The organism is Alistipes sp., from assembly GCF_020026455.1.
GTDB lineage: Bacteria > Bacteroidota > Bacteroidia > Bacteroidales > Rikenellaceae > Alistipes.
In genome coordinates, this window is sequence record NZ_JAHHQJ010000009.1 from 1 (window position 1) to 18,975 (window position 18,975).

At 57.1% G+C, this 18,975-nt stretch carries 17 protein-coding genes, 1 tRNA gene, 1 CRISPR repeat array and 1 riboswitch; of the genes, 11 read left to right on the forward strand and 7 right to left on the reverse strand.

The features are described 5' to 3' along the window. The first annotated feature begins 16 nt into the window (after positions 1–16). Positions 17–644: a CRISPR direct-repeat array (repeat unit 37 nt; unit sequence AGTTGTGGTTTGATGTAGAACACGAATAAGATACAAC). 151 nt (positions 645–795) lie between these two features. The 3 genes from QZ460_RS06430 to QZ460_RS06440 are packed head-to-tail and all read right to left on the reverse strand — an operon-like array spanning position 796 to position 3,133. After that, positions 796–1,347 carry a cob(I)yrinic acid a,c-diamide adenosyltransferase gene (locus tag QZ460_RS06430; RefSeq protein ID WP_290540756.1) on the reverse strand — a complete coding sequence of 184 codons (552 nt, stop codon included), beginning with the start codon at positions 1,345–1,347 and terminating at the stop codon, positions 796–798. Continuing rightward, entirely contained in the window at positions 1,344–1,856 is a 513-nt protein-coding gene (locus QZ460_RS06435; RefSeq protein ID WP_290540757.1) for a hypothetical protein, read from the reverse strand. Before QZ460_RS06435 ends, QZ460_RS06430 begins: the two co-directional genes overlap by 4 nt. Before the next feature lie 5 nt (positions 1,857–1,861). After that, a complete protein-coding gene (locus QZ460_RS06440) occupies positions 1,862–3,133 on the reverse strand; it encodes an NAD(P)/FAD-dependent oxidoreductase (protein WP_290540758.1) in 1,272 nt (423 codons plus the stop codon). A gap of 398 nt (positions 3,134–3,531) precedes the next feature. Between QZ460_RS06440 and QZ460_RS06445 the strand changes: the two genes are divergently transcribed. The 3 genes from QZ460_RS06445 (at position 3,532) to yajC (ending at position 5,288) form a co-directional block, all read left to right on the forward strand. After that, on the forward strand, positions 3,532–4,467 hold the full coding sequence (locus tag QZ460_RS06445; protein WP_290540759.1) for a transcription antitermination factor NusB: 936 nt from the start codon (positions 3,532–3,534) through the stop codon (positions 4,465–4,467). Between the two features lie 12 nt (positions 4,468–4,479). Next, the gene (locus QZ460_RS06450; RefSeq protein ID WP_290540760.1) at positions 4,480–4,893 is read left to right on the forward strand and encodes a DUF1573 domain-containing protein; all 414 of its coding nucleotides are present in this window, start codon (positions 4,480–4,482) and stop codon (positions 4,891–4,893) included. Between the two features lie 74 nt (positions 4,894–4,967). Next, positions 4,968–5,288, forward strand: a complete 321-nt coding sequence (gene yajC / locus QZ460_RS06455; protein ID WP_290531552.1) for a preprotein translocase subunit YajC — start codon at positions 4,968–4,970, stop codon at positions 5,286–5,288. Between the two features lie 197 nt (positions 5,289–5,485). Here yajC and nrdG read toward each other — a convergent pair whose 3' ends face one another. Beyond that, a complete protein-coding gene (nrdG, locus tag QZ460_RS06460) occupies positions 5,486–5,971 on the reverse strand; it encodes an anaerobic ribonucleoside-triphosphate reductase activating protein (protein ID WP_290540761.1) in 486 nt (161 codons plus the stop codon). Between the two features lie 145 nt (positions 5,972–6,116). Next, positions 6,117–8,504, reverse strand: coding sequence for an anaerobic ribonucleoside triphosphate reductase (locus tag QZ460_RS06465; protein WP_290540762.1), 2,388 nt, complete (start codon positions 8,502–8,504; stop codon positions 6,117–6,119). 51 nt (positions 8,505–8,555) lie between these two features. After that, positions 8,556–8,755: riboswitch (cobalamin riboswitch) on the reverse strand. A 109-nt stretch (positions 8,756–8,864) separates the two neighbouring features. Here QZ460_RS06465 and QZ460_RS06470 point away from each other — a divergent pair. Together QZ460_RS06470 and QZ460_RS06475 are read left to right on the forward strand one after the other, a co-directional pair. Then, positions 8,865–9,113 carry a TIGR03905 family TSCPD domain-containing protein gene (locus QZ460_RS06470; protein WP_290540763.1) on the forward strand — a complete coding sequence of 83 codons (249 nt, stop codon included), beginning with the start codon at positions 8,865–8,867 and terminating at the stop codon, positions 9,111–9,113. 63 nt (positions 9,114–9,176) lie between these two features. Further along, a complete protein-coding gene (locus tag QZ460_RS06475) occupies positions 9,177–9,434 on the forward strand; it encodes a GlsB/YeaQ/YmgE family stress response membrane protein (protein WP_290540764.1) in 258 nt (85 codons plus the stop codon). A gap of 164 nt (positions 9,435–9,598) precedes the next feature. Here the strand turns inward: QZ460_RS06475 and QZ460_RS06480 are convergent. Then, positions 9,599–9,669, reverse strand: a tRNA-Gln gene (locus tag QZ460_RS06480). A 768-nt stretch (positions 9,670–10,437) separates the two neighbouring features. Between QZ460_RS06480 and QZ460_RS06485 the strand changes: the two genes are divergently transcribed. From QZ460_RS06485 to QZ460_RS06505, 5 genes are read left to right on the forward strand one after another with little or no spacing between them, the layout of a single operon-like run. Beyond that, positions 10,438–11,688 carry a TonB-dependent receptor plug domain-containing protein gene (locus tag QZ460_RS06485; protein ID WP_290540765.1) on the forward strand — a complete coding sequence of 417 codons (1,251 nt, stop codon included), beginning with the start codon at positions 10,438–10,440 and terminating at the stop codon, positions 11,686–11,688. Positions 11,689–11,718: 30 nt separating this feature from the next. Continuing rightward, positions 11,719–13,473, forward strand: a complete 1,755-nt coding sequence (locus QZ460_RS06490) for a hypothetical protein (protein ID WP_290540766.1) — start codon at positions 11,719–11,721, stop codon at positions 13,471–13,473. Positions 13,474–13,485: 12 nt separating this feature from the next. Then, positions 13,486–15,006, forward strand: a complete 1,521-nt coding sequence (locus QZ460_RS06495) for a SusD/RagB family nutrient-binding outer membrane lipoprotein (RefSeq protein ID WP_290540767.1) — start codon at positions 13,486–13,488, stop codon at positions 15,004–15,006. Positions 15,007–15,036: 30 nt separating this feature from the next. Then, a complete protein-coding gene (locus QZ460_RS06500) occupies positions 15,037–16,149 on the forward strand; it encodes a glycoside hydrolase family 18 (protein ID WP_290540768.1) in 1,113 nt (370 codons plus the stop codon). Between the two features lie 25 nt (positions 16,150–16,174). Beyond that, on the forward strand, positions 16,175–17,353 hold the full coding sequence (locus tag QZ460_RS06505) for a DUF1735 and LamG domain-containing protein (protein ID WP_290540769.1): 1,179 nt from the start codon (positions 16,175–16,177) through the stop codon (positions 17,351–17,353). Between the two features lie 474 nt (positions 17,354–17,827). Here the strand turns inward: QZ460_RS06505 and QZ460_RS06510 are convergent, their stop codons facing one another. Further along, positions 17,828–18,202, reverse strand: coding sequence for a thioesterase family protein (locus tag QZ460_RS06510; RefSeq protein WP_290540770.1), 375 nt, complete (start codon positions 18,200–18,202; stop codon positions 17,828–17,830). A 134-nt stretch (positions 18,203–18,336) separates the two neighbouring features. Here QZ460_RS06510 and QZ460_RS06515 point away from each other — a divergent pair, with 134 nt between their 5' ends. Next, the gene (locus tag QZ460_RS06515) at positions 18,337–18,912 is read left to right on the forward strand and encodes a DUF4294 domain-containing protein (RefSeq protein ID WP_290540771.1); all 576 of its coding nucleotides are present in this window, start codon (positions 18,337–18,339) and stop codon (positions 18,910–18,912) included. The last annotated feature ends 63 nt before the right edge of the window (positions 18,913–18,975 follow it).

The window sequence follows — 18,975 nt, forward strand, 5'->3', positions numbered from 1 at the left end:
GACAGCCGCCCGAAGAAGTTGTGGTTTGATGTAGAACACGAATAAGATACAACCTAACAACAATCAAAACAAAACTTCAAAGGTTGTGGTTTGATGTAGAACACGAATAAGATACAACCCACGATGATACCGTTACGGACGGCGGCCAGTTGTGGTTTGATGTAGAACACGAATAAGATACAACTACGCCCTCGACCGACAGCCGCCCGAAGAAGTTGTGGTTTGATGTAGAACACGAATAAGATACAACCTTCGAACATTGCCGAGAAGCTCCCCGAAAGTTGTGGTTTGATGTAGAACACGAATAAGATACAACTCCCGGCCGTGCCAAGCGGAACGGATTAACAGTTGTGGTTTGGTGTAGAACACGAATAAGATACAACATCGGCTATTGTCCCCTGCTGGGCACATAGTTGTGGTTTGATGTAGAACACGAATAAGATACAACCGAGGCTGCGGCGGAGTTCCTCGTACAGGGTTGTGGTTTGATGTAGAACACGAATAAGATACAACTACGGGATTATCTCCATCCGCAACGAGAAGTTGTGGTTTGATGTAGAACACGAATAAGATACAACGGAGGAATATGTTAGAATGTCGTCCACATAGTTGTGGTTTGATGTAGAACACCAATAAGACACGACATGTCTTAAACCTTGAAGGAGGAAGGGCCTACTCTGTCAAAGTCGATTCAAAGGCAATGCCGAACAGAACATTTAATACTAAACTTATCAAGGAGTTCTTTGGCATAGTGACAGGAGCCGCTTTGTCTGTTGTATCCCCCTTCAGGAACGATCAGGGGATCCACAGCACCTCGTCGACGGCATAGTGGGCCGTGAGGGTCCGCCCCAGCAGGTAGAAATAGTCCGAAAGCCGGTTCAGCCAGGCCAGCACCGTCGTGTCGACCCCGTATTTGGCGTCGGCACGGAGCGCGGCGCGTTCGGCTCGCCGGCACACGGTGCGGCACACATGGCACAGCGACACCACGGCATTGCCGCCCGGAATCGTAAATTTGTCGATCGGCTTCAGAAGCTCCTGCATGGCGTCGATACGCTCTTCGAGCCATGAAACGGACTTCGGGTCCAGCGGGGCGACCTTGTCACTGCCCGACTGCCCCGTGGCCAGCAGCGCCTCGACCGACATCAGCCGCGAAAGAATGCGGTTCAGATCGTCGACCGACGACGCCAGTGCCGCATCGCTGCGCATGTGATCGGCCAGCAGGGCCGTGAAAGCGGCCAGTTCGTCGACCGTGCCGTAGGCCTCGACCCGTTCGTCGGTCTTGAAAACCCGCTCGCCGCCGATCAGCGAGGTCGTACCCTTGTCCCCTGTTTTCGTGTATACCTTCATATCCGGAAATGTTGTTTTGGCAAATGGTTGTTGAAAATCAGCAGAAAACCCCGGTTATCCACTGTCGTCGAGGCGTGTTCCGCGATAATCTGCCCGCACAGCGCCTGCCGCTCGCAGCCGTCGTAGGGCGACATCAGCGACACCGTATGTCCCGCTTCGGCCGCCGCACGCACCAGCGCGAGCGTCGCCGACCGCGGCAGGCCGCACGTGGCAACACAGAACTCCGCATCCGCACGATTCAGGCCAAAGGTCGCATAACCGCAATGAATCATCAGATTCTGCAGCTGCACCGCCCGACGGCGGGAGACTCCCTCCGCAAGCAGGGCTTCGTACAGGTCCCGGCGCCCCGGCAGCAGGTTGTCGCGCATGAACACATTGCGCACAATGTCGTAGACGAACGGCGAATGAACCCCGTGGCCGCGGAAATAACGGGCGCGGGAGAGCCGGTTGCGCAGTTCGGAAACACGCCCGGGCAACCGGAGAAAAATGGGATGGCCGGCAATCTTCATGACCTCTATTTTTTCAGCATCCCGGCCAGACGGCCCGTCGAAAAGGCAATCTGGAGGTTGTAACCGCCCGTATTGGCGTCGATGTCGAGCACCTCGCCGGCAAAATACAAGCCTTTGACCTTCAGCGACTCCATCGTATAGGGATCCACCTCGTCGCAGCGCACGCCGCCGGCCGTCACCACAGCGTATTCGAACGGCGCATAGTCCGTGATCGGGAAAGTCAACCCCTTGAGCGTCAGCACCAGGCGCGTGATCTGCTCCTCGGAGAGTTTGCCGACGTAGCAGTTCGCACGGATGTCCATCTCCTGAGCCAGCGGCAGCACCAGCGGCTTGGGAACCAGCTTGCGCAGCAGTTCGCCGAAAAATTCGTCGGGTTTCAGGGCGGCGATTTCACGCACGATGCGTTCGCGGAGCACCTCCTCCGTGAGTGCGGGTTTCAGATCGAGGATCAGTTTCACACGCTTGTCGTCGATCAGGGCATCCACCGCGTCACGGCTCATGCGCAGCGCCACGGCACCCTCGATGCCCCGGTTGGAGAACCCGATCTCGCCGAACTCCTCGCGCACGGGTTCGTTGTCGACATAAAGCGTCGCGCGCACGTTGCGCAGCAGCACCCGGTCGAGGTGTTTCATCAGGGAGTGCGACGACACGAGCGGGGTCAGCGACGGACGCAGCGGCTCGACCGTATGGCCCAGGTCGGCGGCAAAGGCATAGCCGTCGCCCGTCGATCCGGTCGCGGGATAGGAGACTCCGCCCGTGGCGAGGATCACCTGCGCACACTCCTCCTTGCGCTCGAAACCCCGTTTGTTGATATATTTCACGCCGAAGACCCGGCCCCCGAGTGTCAGGATCTCCGTAACACGCGTATTGCAGATGATCTTGACGCCGTTTTCGACACAGAACTCCAGCAGTGCGTTGGCGATGTCCCAGGCCTTGCCGCTCCGCGGAAAAACCCGGTCGCCGCGCTCGATGTCGAGTTTCACACCCGCGCGTTCGAAAAAGCGGATCGTCGCCCGGTTGTTGAACTCCGAGAAAGCCACCTTGAAAAACGCGGCGTTGGTGCGCACCTGCTGGGCGAACTCCTCGGCCGGGCGCGCGTTGGTGACGTTGCAGCGGCCCTTACCCGTGATGCGAACCTTGCGGCCCGACTTTTCCATCTTTTCGATCAGCAGCACGCGCTTGCCGCTGCGCGCCGCCGTGCCCGCGGCCATCATGCCCGCGGCGCCCGCCCCGATGACGATGACGTCGAAAGGCTGTTTTTCTTCCAGTTGTTCCATACGGGTACAAAGATAGGCAAAAGCAAAAGCAATTTGAAAATTAAGGATCAAAATTTAAAAATCGGGGGCAAAGAATCCCGCCGGCGGGCCCCCGTGCACCTCGAACGGGCGCATTGGCGTCCACAAACCCGAAGCGGGAAGAGGCAATCGTTGCTGTCTCCGATCGTATGCCATCCGGTTCGGGGCCGGCCGGATTTCCGGACACAGCGGAATCTCACGCCGGGGGGGGGCCACCATGAAATCGGTCACGAGGGAATCGACCGCAAGGGAGTCTGCCGCAGGGAAATTTGCCACGGCGGCCACGCGGAAAGCGTCCGGAGAAAGAATTCTCGCCGCTTAATTTTCAAATCTTGATTTTTAGTTGTACTTTTGCGGCCGTTAAAAATCGTTCTAAAAAAATGTTGAGCAGAAGATTACTCCGTATAAAGGTCGTCAAGGCTCTGTTCGCCCATCTCAAATCGGGCGCAGACAACATGATGGCATCGGAAAAAACACTGATGGCGTCCGTCGACAAGGCCTATGACCTCTATTTTCAGATACTGATCCTCCCCGTGGAGATCGCGCGTTACGCCGAACAGCGTCAGGAGTTGGCCAAGCAGAAGAAACTGCCGACATTCGAAGACCTGAACCCCAACACCAAGTTCGTGGACAACGCCGTGATCCGCACGATCGCCAACAGCGACGCCGTGAACGACCACATCGCAGCCCGCAAACTGGGGTGGGAACGCTATCCCGAACTGATCCGAACGCTCTACACACAGCTGATCGAGAGCGACTATTACAAGGAATACATGCAACGCGAGGGGCGCGCGTTCGACGACGACAAAAAGCTGCTCGAAGAGTTCTTCAAGGAGCTGCAGAACAGCGAGGCGCTGGACGACGTGCTGGAGGAGATGTCGATCCTCTGGTCCGACGACCTCCCCTATATCGTGATCATGATCCTGCGTTCGCTCTCGAACCTGCGCGTCTCGCACACCGAGCTGAAGGTGCCCTCCAAGTTCAAGAGCAGCGAGGATCCCGAATTCATCAAGACGCTGTTCGAAAAATCGCTGGTCAACTACTCCGCCTTTCAGGACTACATCGAGAAATTCACCTCCAACTGGGACGTGGAGCGCATCGTCTTCATGGACAACCTGATCATCGGAACGGCAATGGCCGAGCTGACCTCGTTTCCGTCGGTCCCCGTCAAGGTGACGCTCGACGAATGGATCGAAATCTCGAAGTACTACTCCACGCCGGGCAGCAGCACGTTCATCAATGGCGTGCTGGACAAGATCGTCGAGTCGCTGACCGCGGAAGGACGCATCAAAAAGGCCGGACGCGGCCTGATCTGATCCCCGACGGCCATGACCCGCATGCTCGCGATCCTCGCCCTAGCAGCTCTCGCCGCAGCCTGCGGCACGGCTCCACGTGCAGTCGAACGCAAGGGCCGGATTATCTCGCTGACGGACTCGATACTCACCACGGGAGGCACCGACACCGTGCGGTTCGGGCACCTCGGATCTGGAGAAATCGCCGTGCTGCGTCTCTGGCTGGCCAACGACGCGAGCCGTCCCGTGGCCGTGGCATCCTACCGGCGTAGCTGCGGATGCACGTCGCTCGAATTTGATACACAGCCGATTGCACCGGGAGATGCACAGCAGGTGACACTCTCCTTCGATTCGCGCGGCGAATGGGGATGGCAGCTCAAAACACTCGACATTGTGCTGGCCGGAGGCGCAAAACCCCTACGCTTGTTCGTCGAGGCCGATGTCGAATAAAGTGCTTGCATATTCGACAAAAATTCGTATCTTTGCTTCGTTCAATGAAATAAAATCTTAAAACGAATACAATTATGATTAATTTTCTTCAGACGGCCCCGATAGAGCCTCAGCCGGGATTCATGCAGCAGTACAGTTTCATCATCATGATCGGTCTCATGGTATTGGTGCTCTGGTTGTTCATGTGGCGCCCCGAGGCCAAGCGCCGCAAGCAGATGCAGGAATTCCGCAACGGACTCAAAAAAGGCGACAAAGTCATCACGGCCGGCGGCATCTACGGTGTAGTGAAGGAGATCAAGGAGACTACCCTGCTGATCGAGGTCGACGGCAATGTGACGCTGCGCATCGACAAAAACATGGTCGTGGCCGACAATTCGGACCTCCAGCGTCAGTAGAGGTAACCCACACATAAAAAAGAGCTGCAAGGATTTGCAGCTCTTTTTTTATGGTCCCGCCCGAAGAGATAGATCGGTTTTTTCAGGAGGAAGGAGCAGATTCGAACAGACACAGCTCCCTCTTTTTCATGGGCCTGTTCAGACCAGACATGGGGCCTTTTCATGGGTCTGTCCGAACGATGCAGTTCTCACTGGCCCTATTCGAACAGATGCAGGGCCCCGACGTCGATGATACGCTGGTTGGAACTCCCCCGGAAATTGAGCGACAGATCACGCAACGCCTCGACATAGCGGCCGTCGACCAGCGTGTCGATCCACCGAAGACACTCCCGGCGGGCCGGATTGGCAAGGCACTCCTCAAGCGTATAACCCGTGTAGCACCAGATGTTCTGGCCCGTGCGCTCCTTGAGCAGCCGCAGAAACACCGCCATGGCTTCGGGATACAGCAACGGATCGCCGCCGCTGAGCGTCACGCCGTCGAGAATCGGATTCGCGGCAATTGCGGCACAGATCGTTTCGGCACGCCCCGCCGTCAGCGGCTCGCCCTGTCGGGGATCGTGGCTTTCGGGGTTGTGGCACCCGGGACAACGGTGTGTGCACCCTGCGAAATAGATCGCATAGCGCAGTCCGTAACCGTCGGAGATGGTTTCGGGATAGATGCCCAGGATGCGGAGTGGTTCCATCGAAAAAACAGGGTTAGACGTAAGTTTACGGCGGAGATGATTTCGGCATGCTGTCGCCGGCGGGATTCGGCGGCGCGTACCGGCGCCGGCTCGGGGGACACATGCCCAAGGCATGCCCTGCCCTTGCCGGCGCGCTCCGTGCCGATTAATGATGTTTTACCCGGTCGCGCTCTTCGGCCTGCTTCGCCGAGTTCCACGACTCCAGGCTGCCCGTCAGGTAACCCGTGATGCGGCGCATGCGCAGGATGTCGTCCGAATCGCAAACAGGGCATTTCGAGTAGATCACTCCGCGGTGGCCGCACTTGCGGCAGGTGTCGATCGGATGGTTGATCGAGCCGTAGCCGATACCCTCGTCCTGCATCACCTTCACGATCTTGAGGATCGCCACGGGGTTCTTCCGGGCCTCGCCGTCGAGTTCGACATAGGTGATATGACCGCCGAGCGTAATGGCGTGGAACGGAGCCTCAAGACGGATTTTCTCGACGATGGAAACCGGCTCGCGCACGTCGACATGGAACGAGTTGACGTAGTAGTCGCGGTCGGTGACCCCGGGGATCTCACCGTAGCGCTTGCGGTCCATGCGCGTGAAGCGCCCGCTCAAGCCCTCAGCCGGGGTTGCCAGCACCGAATAGTTCAGCCCGTATTTGGTCTTGTACTCCTCGACCACGCGGTTCATCACCGTCACGGCATCGTAGAGCGTCTGCCACGCCTCCTTCGAAGTAGCATGACCCTCGCCGTAGATTGCCACCATCGCGTTGTGGCCGCCGATGAAGCCGATGCCCAGCGTGCCGTGCTTGAGCACGTCGCCCACCTCCTCGTTGGGCTGCAGCCGCCCGCCGCCCTTCCAGACGTCGTTCGCCATCATGAAGGGGAACTGACGCGCAAGGGCCGTGCGCTGGAAGCAGTAGCGTTCGTAGAGCTGCTCGGCGATCATCGTGGCGCTCTTGTGCACCGACTCGAGGAAAATTTCACGCGCCTCCTTGCGGATCGCATGTTTGTTGCCGTCGGGAATCATGTCCTCGGCCTCGCGCATCGCCTCGATGGCCAGACGCGGCAGGTTCATCGACGTGAACGAAAGGTTGCCGCGGCCCCACGATGACTTCTCGCCGTGCAGATTCTCGAAGACGCGCGTACGGCATCCCATCGTCGCCACCTCGTAGCGGAACCGGTCGGGATCGTCGATGCGCCACTTCTCGTGGCGGTTGAACGGTGCGTCGAGGAACATGAAGTTGGGGAACAGAGCCACCGATGTGGTGCGGCACGCCTCGATGAGCAGGTCGAAGTTCGGGGTTTTGAACCGGATCTCTCCGGCCAGCGCCTTGTCGAAGTCCTTCACCGCAGCGGCATAGTCCTCCTCGCACCACGAAACGCCCTCCTTGATCTTGAAAATCTGGATCGGGAAGACCGGCACCTCGCCGTGGCCCAGCCCCTCGACCGTGGCGGACAACAACTCGCGGATGACCATGCGCCCCTCGGGCGAAAAGTCCGTGCCGTAGTTCACCGAGCTGAAGACCACCTGGTTGCCGCCGCGCGAATGCATCGTATTGAGGTTGTGGATAAAGCCCTCCATCGCCTGGTGCGTCTCCCGGCGCGTCGTGTCGTAGGCCTGCCGCCAGATGCGTCGGATGTCCTCGTCGGCCACCTCCACGCCCGACTGGCGCAGGGCGGCGAACAGCCGATCCACAGACGCCTCGCAGGGTTCGATCGTCGGCACATGTTCGGCGATCAGCGCCTTCAGCTCCGCACGTTCGGGCACCTGCACGCCGGTCACCTGGCACAGGAACAGCGTCATGTCGCCCAGGTGCTTGCGGAAGGTCTTCAGCACTCCCGGGGCCATGAAATGGTCGAATGCCGGGATCGACTGTCCGCCGTGCTGCTCGTTCTGGTTGGTCTGGAAGACGATCGTGGCCAGCGTGGCGTAGCTCTGGATCGACTGCGGCGTACGCACCGAGCCGTTCTTGGTGGCGAATCCCCGCCCGTAGATGTCGTCCAGATCGTACTGGATGCAGGTCGTGGTCTTCGTGGGATAGTAGTCCAGATCGTGGATGTGGATGTCCCCGTCGCGGTGGGCACGGCCGTGGCGGACGCCCACGAGGTATTTCAGGGCATAGTCCTTGGTGATCTCCGAGGCGAAGGTCATCATCTGTCCGGCCGGCGTGTGCGACGACATGTTGGCGTTCGAGAGGTTGATGTCATTCTTCTCGACGGTCACGATGCCGTCCATGACGCTCTTGATCGACGACCGGCGGTGGCGCTCGACGTTGCGCCACTCGCGGTAGATGATATAACGTTTGGCGATCGTAGGGTTGCGTTTCATCAGCCGCTCCTCGACCATGTCCTGGATCTCCTCGACCGAAATCTCGCCCTTGGTGATGGACGCCGCAACGTCGGTGGCGATCTGCTCGACGGCCTGTCCCTCGTCCGTTATGCCGCCAGCACGGAAGGCCTTCGTGATGGCACGGATGATTTTTTCCAGAGAAAAAGGTTCGGTTTTACCATCACGTTTGATGATGGAAATCTGCGTGTAATCCATTGTAATATTGAGTATATAAGTTTCACAACAGGCCCCGTTTCCCCGCAGGGCCGACATTGCTTGCGCAAAGGCAGGTCTTCTGACTCGCACCGACACGCAGACGGCCTTCCCGTCCCCGCGGGACAGTGGCTCGACGATTCGCCTGCGGCATAAAGTGCTTACAGCAGCGGGAACTGTTCGGGATTCGCACCCGATTCCCTCTTATCCTCCGCCCCGGCGGGATGAAGGATACCTTTGCGATGCACAAAATTCTCCATTATTCCCCGACTTTCAAAATTCCGGAGCAGGAAGTTTTCAACATTTTGTGAAAGATCCCGAATTTCGTATCTTCGCACCCGCAAACCGAAAAAGGATAACTCCATGATACAGAAAATAACACACGTCTGCCAGGGAACCTGCTCCCGGCAAATCGACATCGAAGTCGAAGAGGGGATCGTGCGGAGCGTCGTCTTCACCGGCGGATGCCACGGCAATTTGCAGGGAATAGCGGCCCTCGTGTGCGGAATGACGGCGGCGCAGGTCGCGGACCGGCTCGAAGGTATCGACTGCCGCGGACGGGGAACGTCGTGTCCCGATCAGTTGGCAAAAGCGCTGAAAAAGACCTTATAAGATAGACCCGGTCGGATCGGGTACGGATTTTGCTCCCCGAAAAGCGTTCCAAAATGCAAGATTATGTATTTTCTATGGTATCTGCTGATCGGACTGGCAGCCGGATGGATTGCCAACCTGATCGTCAAGGGAGGAGGTTCGGGACTCTTCGTCAACCTGATCGTCGGACTCATCGGCGGCGTACTGGGAGGTTGGCTCTTTTCGCTGTTCGGATGGGTGCCCGTCGGCACGCTGGGCAGTCTGGCGATGGCCGTCATCGGCTCGGTCGTCCTGTTGTGGATCGCTGCGTTCATCTCACACCGCAAGATCCGCGAAACGTGAGGCTTGCATCCAACCCCGGGGAAGCATCCTGAAGCCAACAATCCCGGAATGGCGGCACGGCGTACAGCCGAAAATAGCGGACTTTCCCGGGAAAAGTCCAGAAGGAGCCCGGCGAGGGGGCTCCGGTCAACGAAAAAGGCGGTCATGCGACCGCCTTTTTCGTGTTGAGCTGCCGGGACTCGAACCCAGAACGACAGAACCAAAATCTGCTGTGTTACCATTACACCACAGCTCAAACATTTGCTCGAAAGCGACGGCAAAGATAGCGATAAATTATCATATTACAGCATGATTTCGCACAATTTTGACGGAATGGGAAATAATAAAGCTTATCGCTTTCAAAATGAAGAGTTTGAATCTGAATTCGGCCGATAAGGAGGGGCGGCGAAGCGGCGGCAACGGGGAGGGACGGGGAAGATGACGAGGGACGGGGAAGATGACGAGGGACGGGGAAGACGACGAGGGACGGGGAACGGGCGGCGGCACCCTACCCTACTTAATCTAATTAATATATGTATAACCGTACGTGCCGCTATTTTGACAAAAACAACAAAAGAAAGCTGGCATTTAATCAAAAATTCCGGCCGCGAAACTCCTGTTTTCAAAGTGAATTCCAAACGAAATAAAAATTATTTCACAACGAAATAGACTGACTATTAGACGAATACCTCCCTTCGTGGCTTATTATCAACACGATAATAATATTTGCAAAAAAGAGCGCAAAATATCCGGCCAAAATTTAGAAATTACACGACTTATTACTATATTCACATTTGAGAATGCGTGAAGCGATGGAATTCCGCGCCGATTTTCCGCGGTTCAGGTGGCTGGGAAATGCGGAATCGGAAAAGAGAAATTTCATCCTGACAACAGACTGATTACTAACTAAAACAAAACATTTTTTTTAAAACCTGAAAAACAAACCCAACCAACCGGTTATCCCCGGCTATTTACCATTCGCTCAAATTGTTGCTTATGCGCTAAAAATTTAAATCTACTAATTATGCTTAAATCATTCAAGTCCAAACTTGGAGCATTCCTCTCGGTTTTTGTGTTGATGACTTTCGCCATTCAGTCAGCTTTCGCACAGCAGACAACCCTCAAAGGTGTCGTCGAGGATGCTATAGGTCCGGTTACCGGAGCTACGGTTATCACCACCAGCGGTGCAGGAACAACCACCGGCATCGATGGAACTTTCGAACTGAAGGTCGGGAACGGTGAGGAGATCACCATCTCGTTCATGGGCTACAAAAGCCAGAAAATCGCATTCACCGGACAGACCTTCCTGAAGGTGAAACTCGAGGAGGAGAACGCCACGCTCGATGCGGTAGTCGTTACCGCACTGGGTATCAAGCGCTCGGAGAAGGCCCTGTCGTACAGAGTCCAGCAGATCAAGGCCGAAGAGCTGACCACCGTGAAGGATGCAAACTTCATGAACTCGCTGGTCGGAAAGGTGGCCGGCGTGACCATCAACAGCGGTTCGGGCGGCCCCGGTGCCACAACCCGTGTCGTGATGCGCGGCGATAAATCGATCGAGAAGGGAAACAACGCCCTCTATGTGATCGACGGTATCCCCATGTACAACCACAGCATCTCCGGCGGCAGCGGAGCCTACGGAACCCCGGCCGGTTCGGAGAGCGCGGCGGACATCAACCCCGAGGACATCGAGTCCATCAACATGCTGACCGGCCCCTCGGCGGCTGCCCTCTACGGTTCGGATGCCGCCAACGGTGTGGTCATCATCAACACCAAACGCGGTACCAAGGACCGCACCAACGTGACCGTGAGCAACAGCACCACCTTCTCGAAGGTATATATGCTGCCCGAAATGCAGCGTTCCTACGCTTCATCGAGCGGGTACATGAACTGGGGAGAGAAGAGAGACGACATCTCCTACGACCCCGAGAAGTTCTTCCAGACCGGAACAAACATCATCAACTCGGTGTCGCTCTCGACCGGCAACCAGAAGAACCAGACCTATATCTCGGCGTCGACCACCAACACGACGGGTATCATCCCCGAAAACTCTTACGACCGTTACAACTTCACGACCCGCAACACCACCTCGTTTGCCAAGGACAAGCTCGTCCTCGACCTCGGGGCCAACTTCGTGATCCAGAAGGACCGCAACATGGTCTCGCAGGGCAAGTATTACAACCCCCTGCCGGCCGTCTACCTCTTCCCCCGCGGCGAGGACTTCGACGAGGTGCGGCTCTTCGAGCGGTGGGACCCCGTGCGCGGCTACATGGCCTAGTACTGGCCCTATGGCGAGGGGAACCACTCGATGCAGAACCCCTACTGGCTGCAGAAACGAAACAAGCGCGAGACCGACAAGCGTCGCTACATGCTCAACGCGTCGCTCAAGTGGAACATCACCGACTGGATGAATGTCACCGGCCGTGTGCGCGTCGACAACTCGGAGTATCGCCTCAAGAAGATGTATTATGCTTCGACCCTGACGACCTTCGCAGGAATGAACGGCGGGTATGAGGATGTGACCCAGCACGACCGGAACTTCTACGGCGACCTGATGCTCAACATCGACAAGCAGTTCGGCGACGACTGGACCCTGAACGCAAACATCGGTGCTTCGATCAACGACCAGCGTTTCGAAGAGGCCGGAGGTGGAGGCGACCTGCTGCTGGTCAATCAGTTCTCGATGAAGAACCTCAACTATGCAGAGAAGTACAAGCCGATTCAGAACGGATGGCACGACCAGAACCAGGCCATTTTCGCATCGGTCGAGGTAGGCTGGAAGTCAATGCTCTACCTGACCGTGACCGGCCGTAACGACTGGGCGTCGCAGCTGGCCTTCACCAGGCACAGTTCGTTCTTCTATCCCTCGGTAGGTCTCTCGGCCATTGTCTCCAACATGGTCAACATGCCCGAGTGGCTCTCGTTCCTCAAGGTGCGCGGATCCTACTCGAAGGTGGCGTCGGCATTCAGCCGGTTCATCTCGAACCCCGCCTACAAGTTCGACGAGCAGACCCATAACTGGCAGAAGCCGACCACATTCCCCGCGTCGAACCTCAAACCCGAGGATACCAAGTCGTGGGAAATCGGTATCAACGCCCGGTTCTTCAACCACTTGTCTCTGGACGTGACCTACTACCGTTCGAATACCTATCACCAGACCATCTACGCGCCCATGCCTTCGTCGTCGGGCTACAAGGACATGATTGTCCAGACCGGAGACGTGCAGAACCAGGGTATGGAGTTGGCCTTGGGCTACAACAACAAGTGGGGCGACTTCACCTGGAACAGCTCCTTCACGCTGACGCTGAACCGGAACCGAATCAACGAACTGGCCGACAATGTATACATCGAAGCAACGGGAGAGACCTTCTCGACCGACGAAATCAAGAAGGACTGGCTGGGAGCTTCGAACGTGGCACCCCAGGTTATCCTGCGTCCCGGCGGTTCGATGAGCGACATCTATGTCAACCACGAACTGAAGCGTGACGATCAGGGCTACGTATTGGTCGACAAGGGCAACCTCGCCATGGAGGAGACCGAAATGCGCAAGGTGGGTTCGCTCTCGCCCCGCTACAACATGGGTTGGGCAAACTCGTTCGGATTCAAGGGAATCGAGCTGGGGATGGTCTTCACGGCACGCGTGGGTGGTCTGGCTTACTCCGCAACCCAGGGTATTCTCGACTACTACGGTACTTCGCAGGCTTCGGCCGACTTCCGCAACCAGGGCGGCGTGCCCATCAACTTCGGCCGCATCGATACCGAAAAGTATTACAGCACCATTTCGAGTGCCGACGGCGGACACGGCGCATACTATCTTTACAGCGCTTCGAACATCCGCCTTCAGGAGCTGAGTCTGAACTACACACTCCCCAGAAAGTGGTTCAACAACAAGGCCCGGCTCACCGTAGGATTCATCGCCAAGAACCTCTGGATGATCTACTGCAAGGCTCCATTCGATCCCGAGGTTTCGGCATCGACCAGCAGCTCTTTCTATCAGGGCGTGGACTACTTCATGCAGCCCAACACCCGCAACTTTGGTTTCAACGTAAAACTGCAATTCTAACCGTTTAGAACGATGAAAAGAAACTTTTTTAAAACGACTTGCCTGCTCCTGGCAGCTTGCGGTTTGGTAAATTGCACGGGGAATTACGAGGACTACAACAAAGATCCCTATGCCATCTACAAGGCTGACCCGGCAATCCTGCTCCCTACCATGATCGACGGTATCTCATATATCCAGCAGAACGACTCACAGATGATCGACCAGATGGTCGGATCGCTGGGCGGGTACTACACCCTGTCGAACCGCTGGGGCGGACAGAACTTCGATACCTTCAACGCCTCGGACGGCTGGAACGCCACACCCTACAACACCATGTATGAGGATATATACGCCAACTTCTTCGACATCTCGAAGTCGACCAACGCTTCCGGCCACTTCTATGCCGTTGCCAGTCTGGTGCGTGCGGCCGTGATGATGCGTGTGGCCGACATGTACGGCGCAATTCCCTATTCGCAGGTCAAGGAGGGTTCGTTCTATGTGGCCTACGATACTTGCGAGGAGGTTTACAAGCACCTGCTCGATGATATGAAGGCTGCGTCTTCGGTTTTGAACGACTACGCCACGCAGTTCCCCGGCTCGATGCCTCTGGGCAACGGCGATGCCCTCTTCGGCGGCGACTATGCCGGCTGGGTACGCTACGCCAACTCGCTGATTCTTCGTCTGGCGATCCGCATCGGGGACAAGCAGGCAGCCGAAGAGGCCTGCCAGCGTCCCGGCGGTCTGATCGAGACCAACGCCCAGAATGCCATGATGAATCCCGGCGTACAGGGCAACCCCTTCCAGCTGGCTTGCACATCGTGGGGCGACCTGCGTGTCAACGCTTCGATTGTGGACTACATGACCGGTTACAACGATCCCCGCCGCGAGAAGTACTTCCAGAAGGTAGACAACAAGTATGTAGGTATGCGTGCAGGTACCGCCAACTTCAACAAGGGAGACGTGACCGCCAAGTATTCGAGTCTGAATCTGGTTTCGACCGATCCTATTCCCGTATTCCTGGCCGCGGAGACCAATTTCCTCCGGGCAGAGATGGCCGTTAGAGGCTGGAATGTGGACAAGCCTGCCAAGGAGTATTACGAGGCAGGTATTCGCCTGTCGATGGAGCAGTACGGTATTTCGGCCGAGGCCGCAAATGCCTACCTCAACGACGACAAGAGTACTCCTGCAAATCACGAGAAGGATCCCCGAGGTCCTTCGCAGAATTACACGCGCGAGACCAAGATTACCGTGAAGTGGGATGACAGTGCAACAAAAGACCAGATGCTTGAGCGGATCATCACCCAGAAGTGGATTGCCAACTACATGATGGGGCTCGAGGCATGGGCCGAGTTCCGTCGCACGGGCTACCCCGAGCTGAATCCCGCCATCGACAACCTCAGCAACGGGGTTATCACCGACAACTTCAAAGGCATGCGCCGTCTGCGCTACCCCTTCACCGAGAAGAACTTGAACAAGGCCAACTACGATGCTGCCGTAACGGCCATGGGCGGCGTCGACAACGAATCGGTGGATTTGTTCTGGGCGAAGAAATAATAGTGTCAAATCTTTAGAAACGAACAAATTATGAATATCAAGAGTTTAAAGAGCACAGTGGCAGCGTCGTTGCTCCTTTCGGCAACCGTTGCAGGTTGCAGCGACTGGACCGATGCAGAGGCTTTGCGGAAAAACGAATACGATCCCAACAACAGCGCCTTCCCCGAGACCTACTATCAGGCGCTGCGCGACTACAAGAAATCGCCCCACTCGATTTCGTTCGGTTGGTTTGACAACTGGACCGAGCCGGGAGCCGATTACAGCGGTTCGCTGATGGGTGTGCCCGACTCGATGGACGTCGTATCGCTGTGGAGCGGTTCTTCGAACCTGAAGGATTGGCAGAAGATGGATCTCAAGATGGTGCAGGAGAAGAAAGGAACCAAGGTTGTTCCCTGTTCGTTCACCAGATATGTCGGTCAGGGCTTCACCCCCGCCGAATACGACACCCCGGAGAAACGCAACGAGTTCTGGGGTTGGGTCAATGGCGACGATGCCGCAATCGAGGCCTCCATCAAGAAATATGCGAAGGCCATCATCGACACCTTGAACAAGTATAACTACGACGGATTCGACATCGACTTCGAGCCTCACTACGGCTATGGAGGTCCTCTGGCCAGCGACAACGGCAAAATGCACATCCTAATTTCGGAGCTGGGCAAGTATATCGGTCCCAAGTCGGAGAACCCCGAGAAGCTGCTTATCGTCGACGGCGAACCGCAGTCTTTGAATGCCGAGACCGGTCCCTACATCTCGTACTTCGTGATTCAGGCCTATTCGGGCACGGGCGGCAATCCGGCTGGCTGGAGCAACAGCGTCCGAAACCTCGACAGTCGGCTTTCAGGTCTGATCAGCACATTTGGCTCAACCGTAGGCGAGGAGACGGTAACCAACCGCACGGTGATGACCGAGAACCTCGAGCCGGCATTGGAGGCTTTGAACGGAGGGTATCGGTTCACTGACCGAAATGGAGCCTGCGACATCAATGAGATTCCCTCGATGCTCGGCATGGCGATGTGGGAGCCGTTCAACGGATTCCGCAAGGGCGGTTTCGGGGCCTACAAGTTCAACAACGAGTCGGTAAACAATCCTCGTTACAAGTGGATGCGTCGCGGCATTCAGGCGCAGAATCCTGCCAGCAAATAGTTGAATCCAAAATATCGACAAAATCATGAAAAACAATATCAAACTGCTGACTCTCGGTCTGGCTTGCGCGGCTTTCGGCTTTGTTGCCTGCGACGACGCCGACTACGCGACCAGCGACATGGGGGTCCACGCTTTTCTGAACGAGAGTTCGACGAACAAGAATGTCAAAATCACCGTGGGAGCCAACGGTGGGGATGCCGAAGTGAATGTCTGTCTGAGCAACGTCGCTCCCGATGATGCCAAATTCCGTCTGGAATTCGACCAGGAGGTGCTCGACAACTACAACCGAAAGCAGGCTTCGAGCTATGTGATGGCTCCCGCCGAAATCGTGGAGTTCGAGCGCGAAGCCCTCATCAAGAAGGGCGAGTTCAATGCCCCCTCGACGAAAATTCATGTCAAGAAGATTCCCACCGAGTTGTCGGGCGAGCCTTACGCAATCGCATTGCGTCTGGTGAGCGAGGACAAGGTCGTTCCCGTGACGAATACCACTTCGACTTTCGTGATTCCGCTGGAGGAGATTATCATCTCGGATCTCCCCTGCTTCAACGGCGGAGCCAATTTGCATTGCGACGGCTTCCCCATGGAGCTTCCCCAGTTCACCGTCGAGGTGCGGTTCCAGATTAGCAACACCAGCAACCGCAACCGTGCGGTATTCACCAACGGCGGCAGCGTGCTGCTGCGTTTCGAGGATCCCCAGAGTGCCAACGCTCAGTTCCAGGCCCACTCGCTGGTGCAGTTCCAGGGCGAGGGGTGGTATCTGAATCCCGACAAGTCGTTTGCTCCCAACAAATGGCAGCATCTGGCCATGACATACGACGGTACTACGACTCGTCTTTATGTCAACGGCGCATTTGCCGGATCGAAGGACGGTCATTGCAAGCCGACCTTCGGCTCGGCCTGGTGGTTCGGCGGCGAATCCGGAGGCGGCCACGGAACCGGCGGCAGCTGGTGGACAGGATGCAAGATCATGCTGGCCGAGGCCCGCATCTGGTCGGTATGCCGCACCGAGTCGCAGATTGTCAACAACATGACCGGAACATCGGCGAAATCCGAGGGGCTGGTCGGTTACTGGCGCTGCAACGACGGCAAGGGTCAGGAATTCAAGGACTATACCGGAAACGGTCACACCATGAAGACTTCGGAAAAAGTGACCTGGGTGAAGAACGTGCCTTCGACGGCTGAAGCTACCCCTTGGCCTTTCTAAATTAAACGATCAAATTCGAACAGGTGTACGCTCTCGTACACCTGTTTTTTTATACCCGCCCGGCCAGGTCAAACGCGACGAAGCGTGCCCCCGGCGGCAGGCATCGGACACAAAGGAGATCCTCCGCCCGAGGAACGGACGCGCGGCCCTGATGACCCGGCAACCGTCGGGCAAGAATCCCATACGGCAAAACGGAAAGGGGTATGCCAAAGCGACCGACACCGACGAATACCCCGGTCCTTGGAGCGGGGATTCGATAGCGGCCGGCACGGCTCCGGGCATCCGAGGAGGGGGGGGCCGGCGGAAATCCGGGCACCCGGCAGGCATTGCGGCGGGGCGGCGGAGCGGCGGGCAATCACAGCCATAGCGCCCCCAACCCGTCCCGATCGGGAGTCCTCAAAAAGCGCTTCGGCGGCAGAAGGAAGCGGCAGAAGGAGACGAGACGCGGAGGGAGGAGGGCGGCGGCGGCGGACGTTATTTTACCTTGGCCATGAATTTTTCCCGGTCGACGATGTAGCGGATGTGGACGCCTTCGCCGATCATCCCCTCGGCATCGCGGGCACCGACGTTGAAGGTCAGTTTGCGCCCCTCGACCTCGGTAAGCACGGCCGTAGCGGTGATCTCGGTACCCAGGCCCGACGGCTTGATGTGCGTGACGTTCATCTCGGCGCCGACGGTCGTCGCACCCTCGGGAAGCTCGCCGGCAACGGCCGTCATGGCCGCATGCTCCATCAGAGCCACCATCGCGGGGGTGGCAAAAACCGAAAGGTCGCCCGAACCCATCGCGGCGGCCGTATTGTCGGCAGCGACGGTTGCGGCGCTGCGGGCGGAAAGTCCTTTTTCAAGCATAATATTCGTTGTTCGTAATTCGTTTGTTGCAATGAATTCGTATCTTTGCCGGAGACACCCCGGCCAACCGGATGCTAAACCGCACGGGATTGCATCCGGAATCCGACACAAAGATACGAAAAAATTTGCTGCCGTTGAAAAAGTGGATCCTCCTCATCGCTCTGTCCGTCGCCGCACTCTTCGAAGTGCAGGCGCAGGGAGGTCGCGGCTTCTGGCATCAGGAGTGGGCGGTCGAACAGGGCGATTCGATCCCGCTGGTCCACGTCCTGCCCGTCTACGTCTTCAGCCGCCCGGTCGACCTGCGCCGCTACCGCCGGCTGGTGGAGGCCGTGAAAAAGGTCTACCCCATTGCCAAAATCGCCCGGGCAAAGATGGCCACGATGGAAGAGGAATTGTGCCGCCTGCCGACCAAAAAGGCACAGAAGGAGTATATCCGACAAATCTACCACGAGATCAAGGCCGAATACACCCCCGTGCTGAAGCGCATGACCCGCACGCAGGGCCGCGTGCTGCTGAAGCTCATCGACCGCGAAACCGAATACACCGCCTACGAGGTACTCAAGGAGTTCCGCGGCGGATTCGTGGCGGGATTCTGGCAGGGAATTTCCAAAATCTTCGGTCAGGACCTCAAGTCGCAATACGACAAGGAGGGCGAGGATCGGATGATCGAGCAGATCGTGATCTATTACGAGGCCGGGCTGCTCCGGTAGCGGCGACGGCAACGCCTCTCGGCGCAACAAAATTCATACGGCGGATTGTGCTTTGTGAATTAT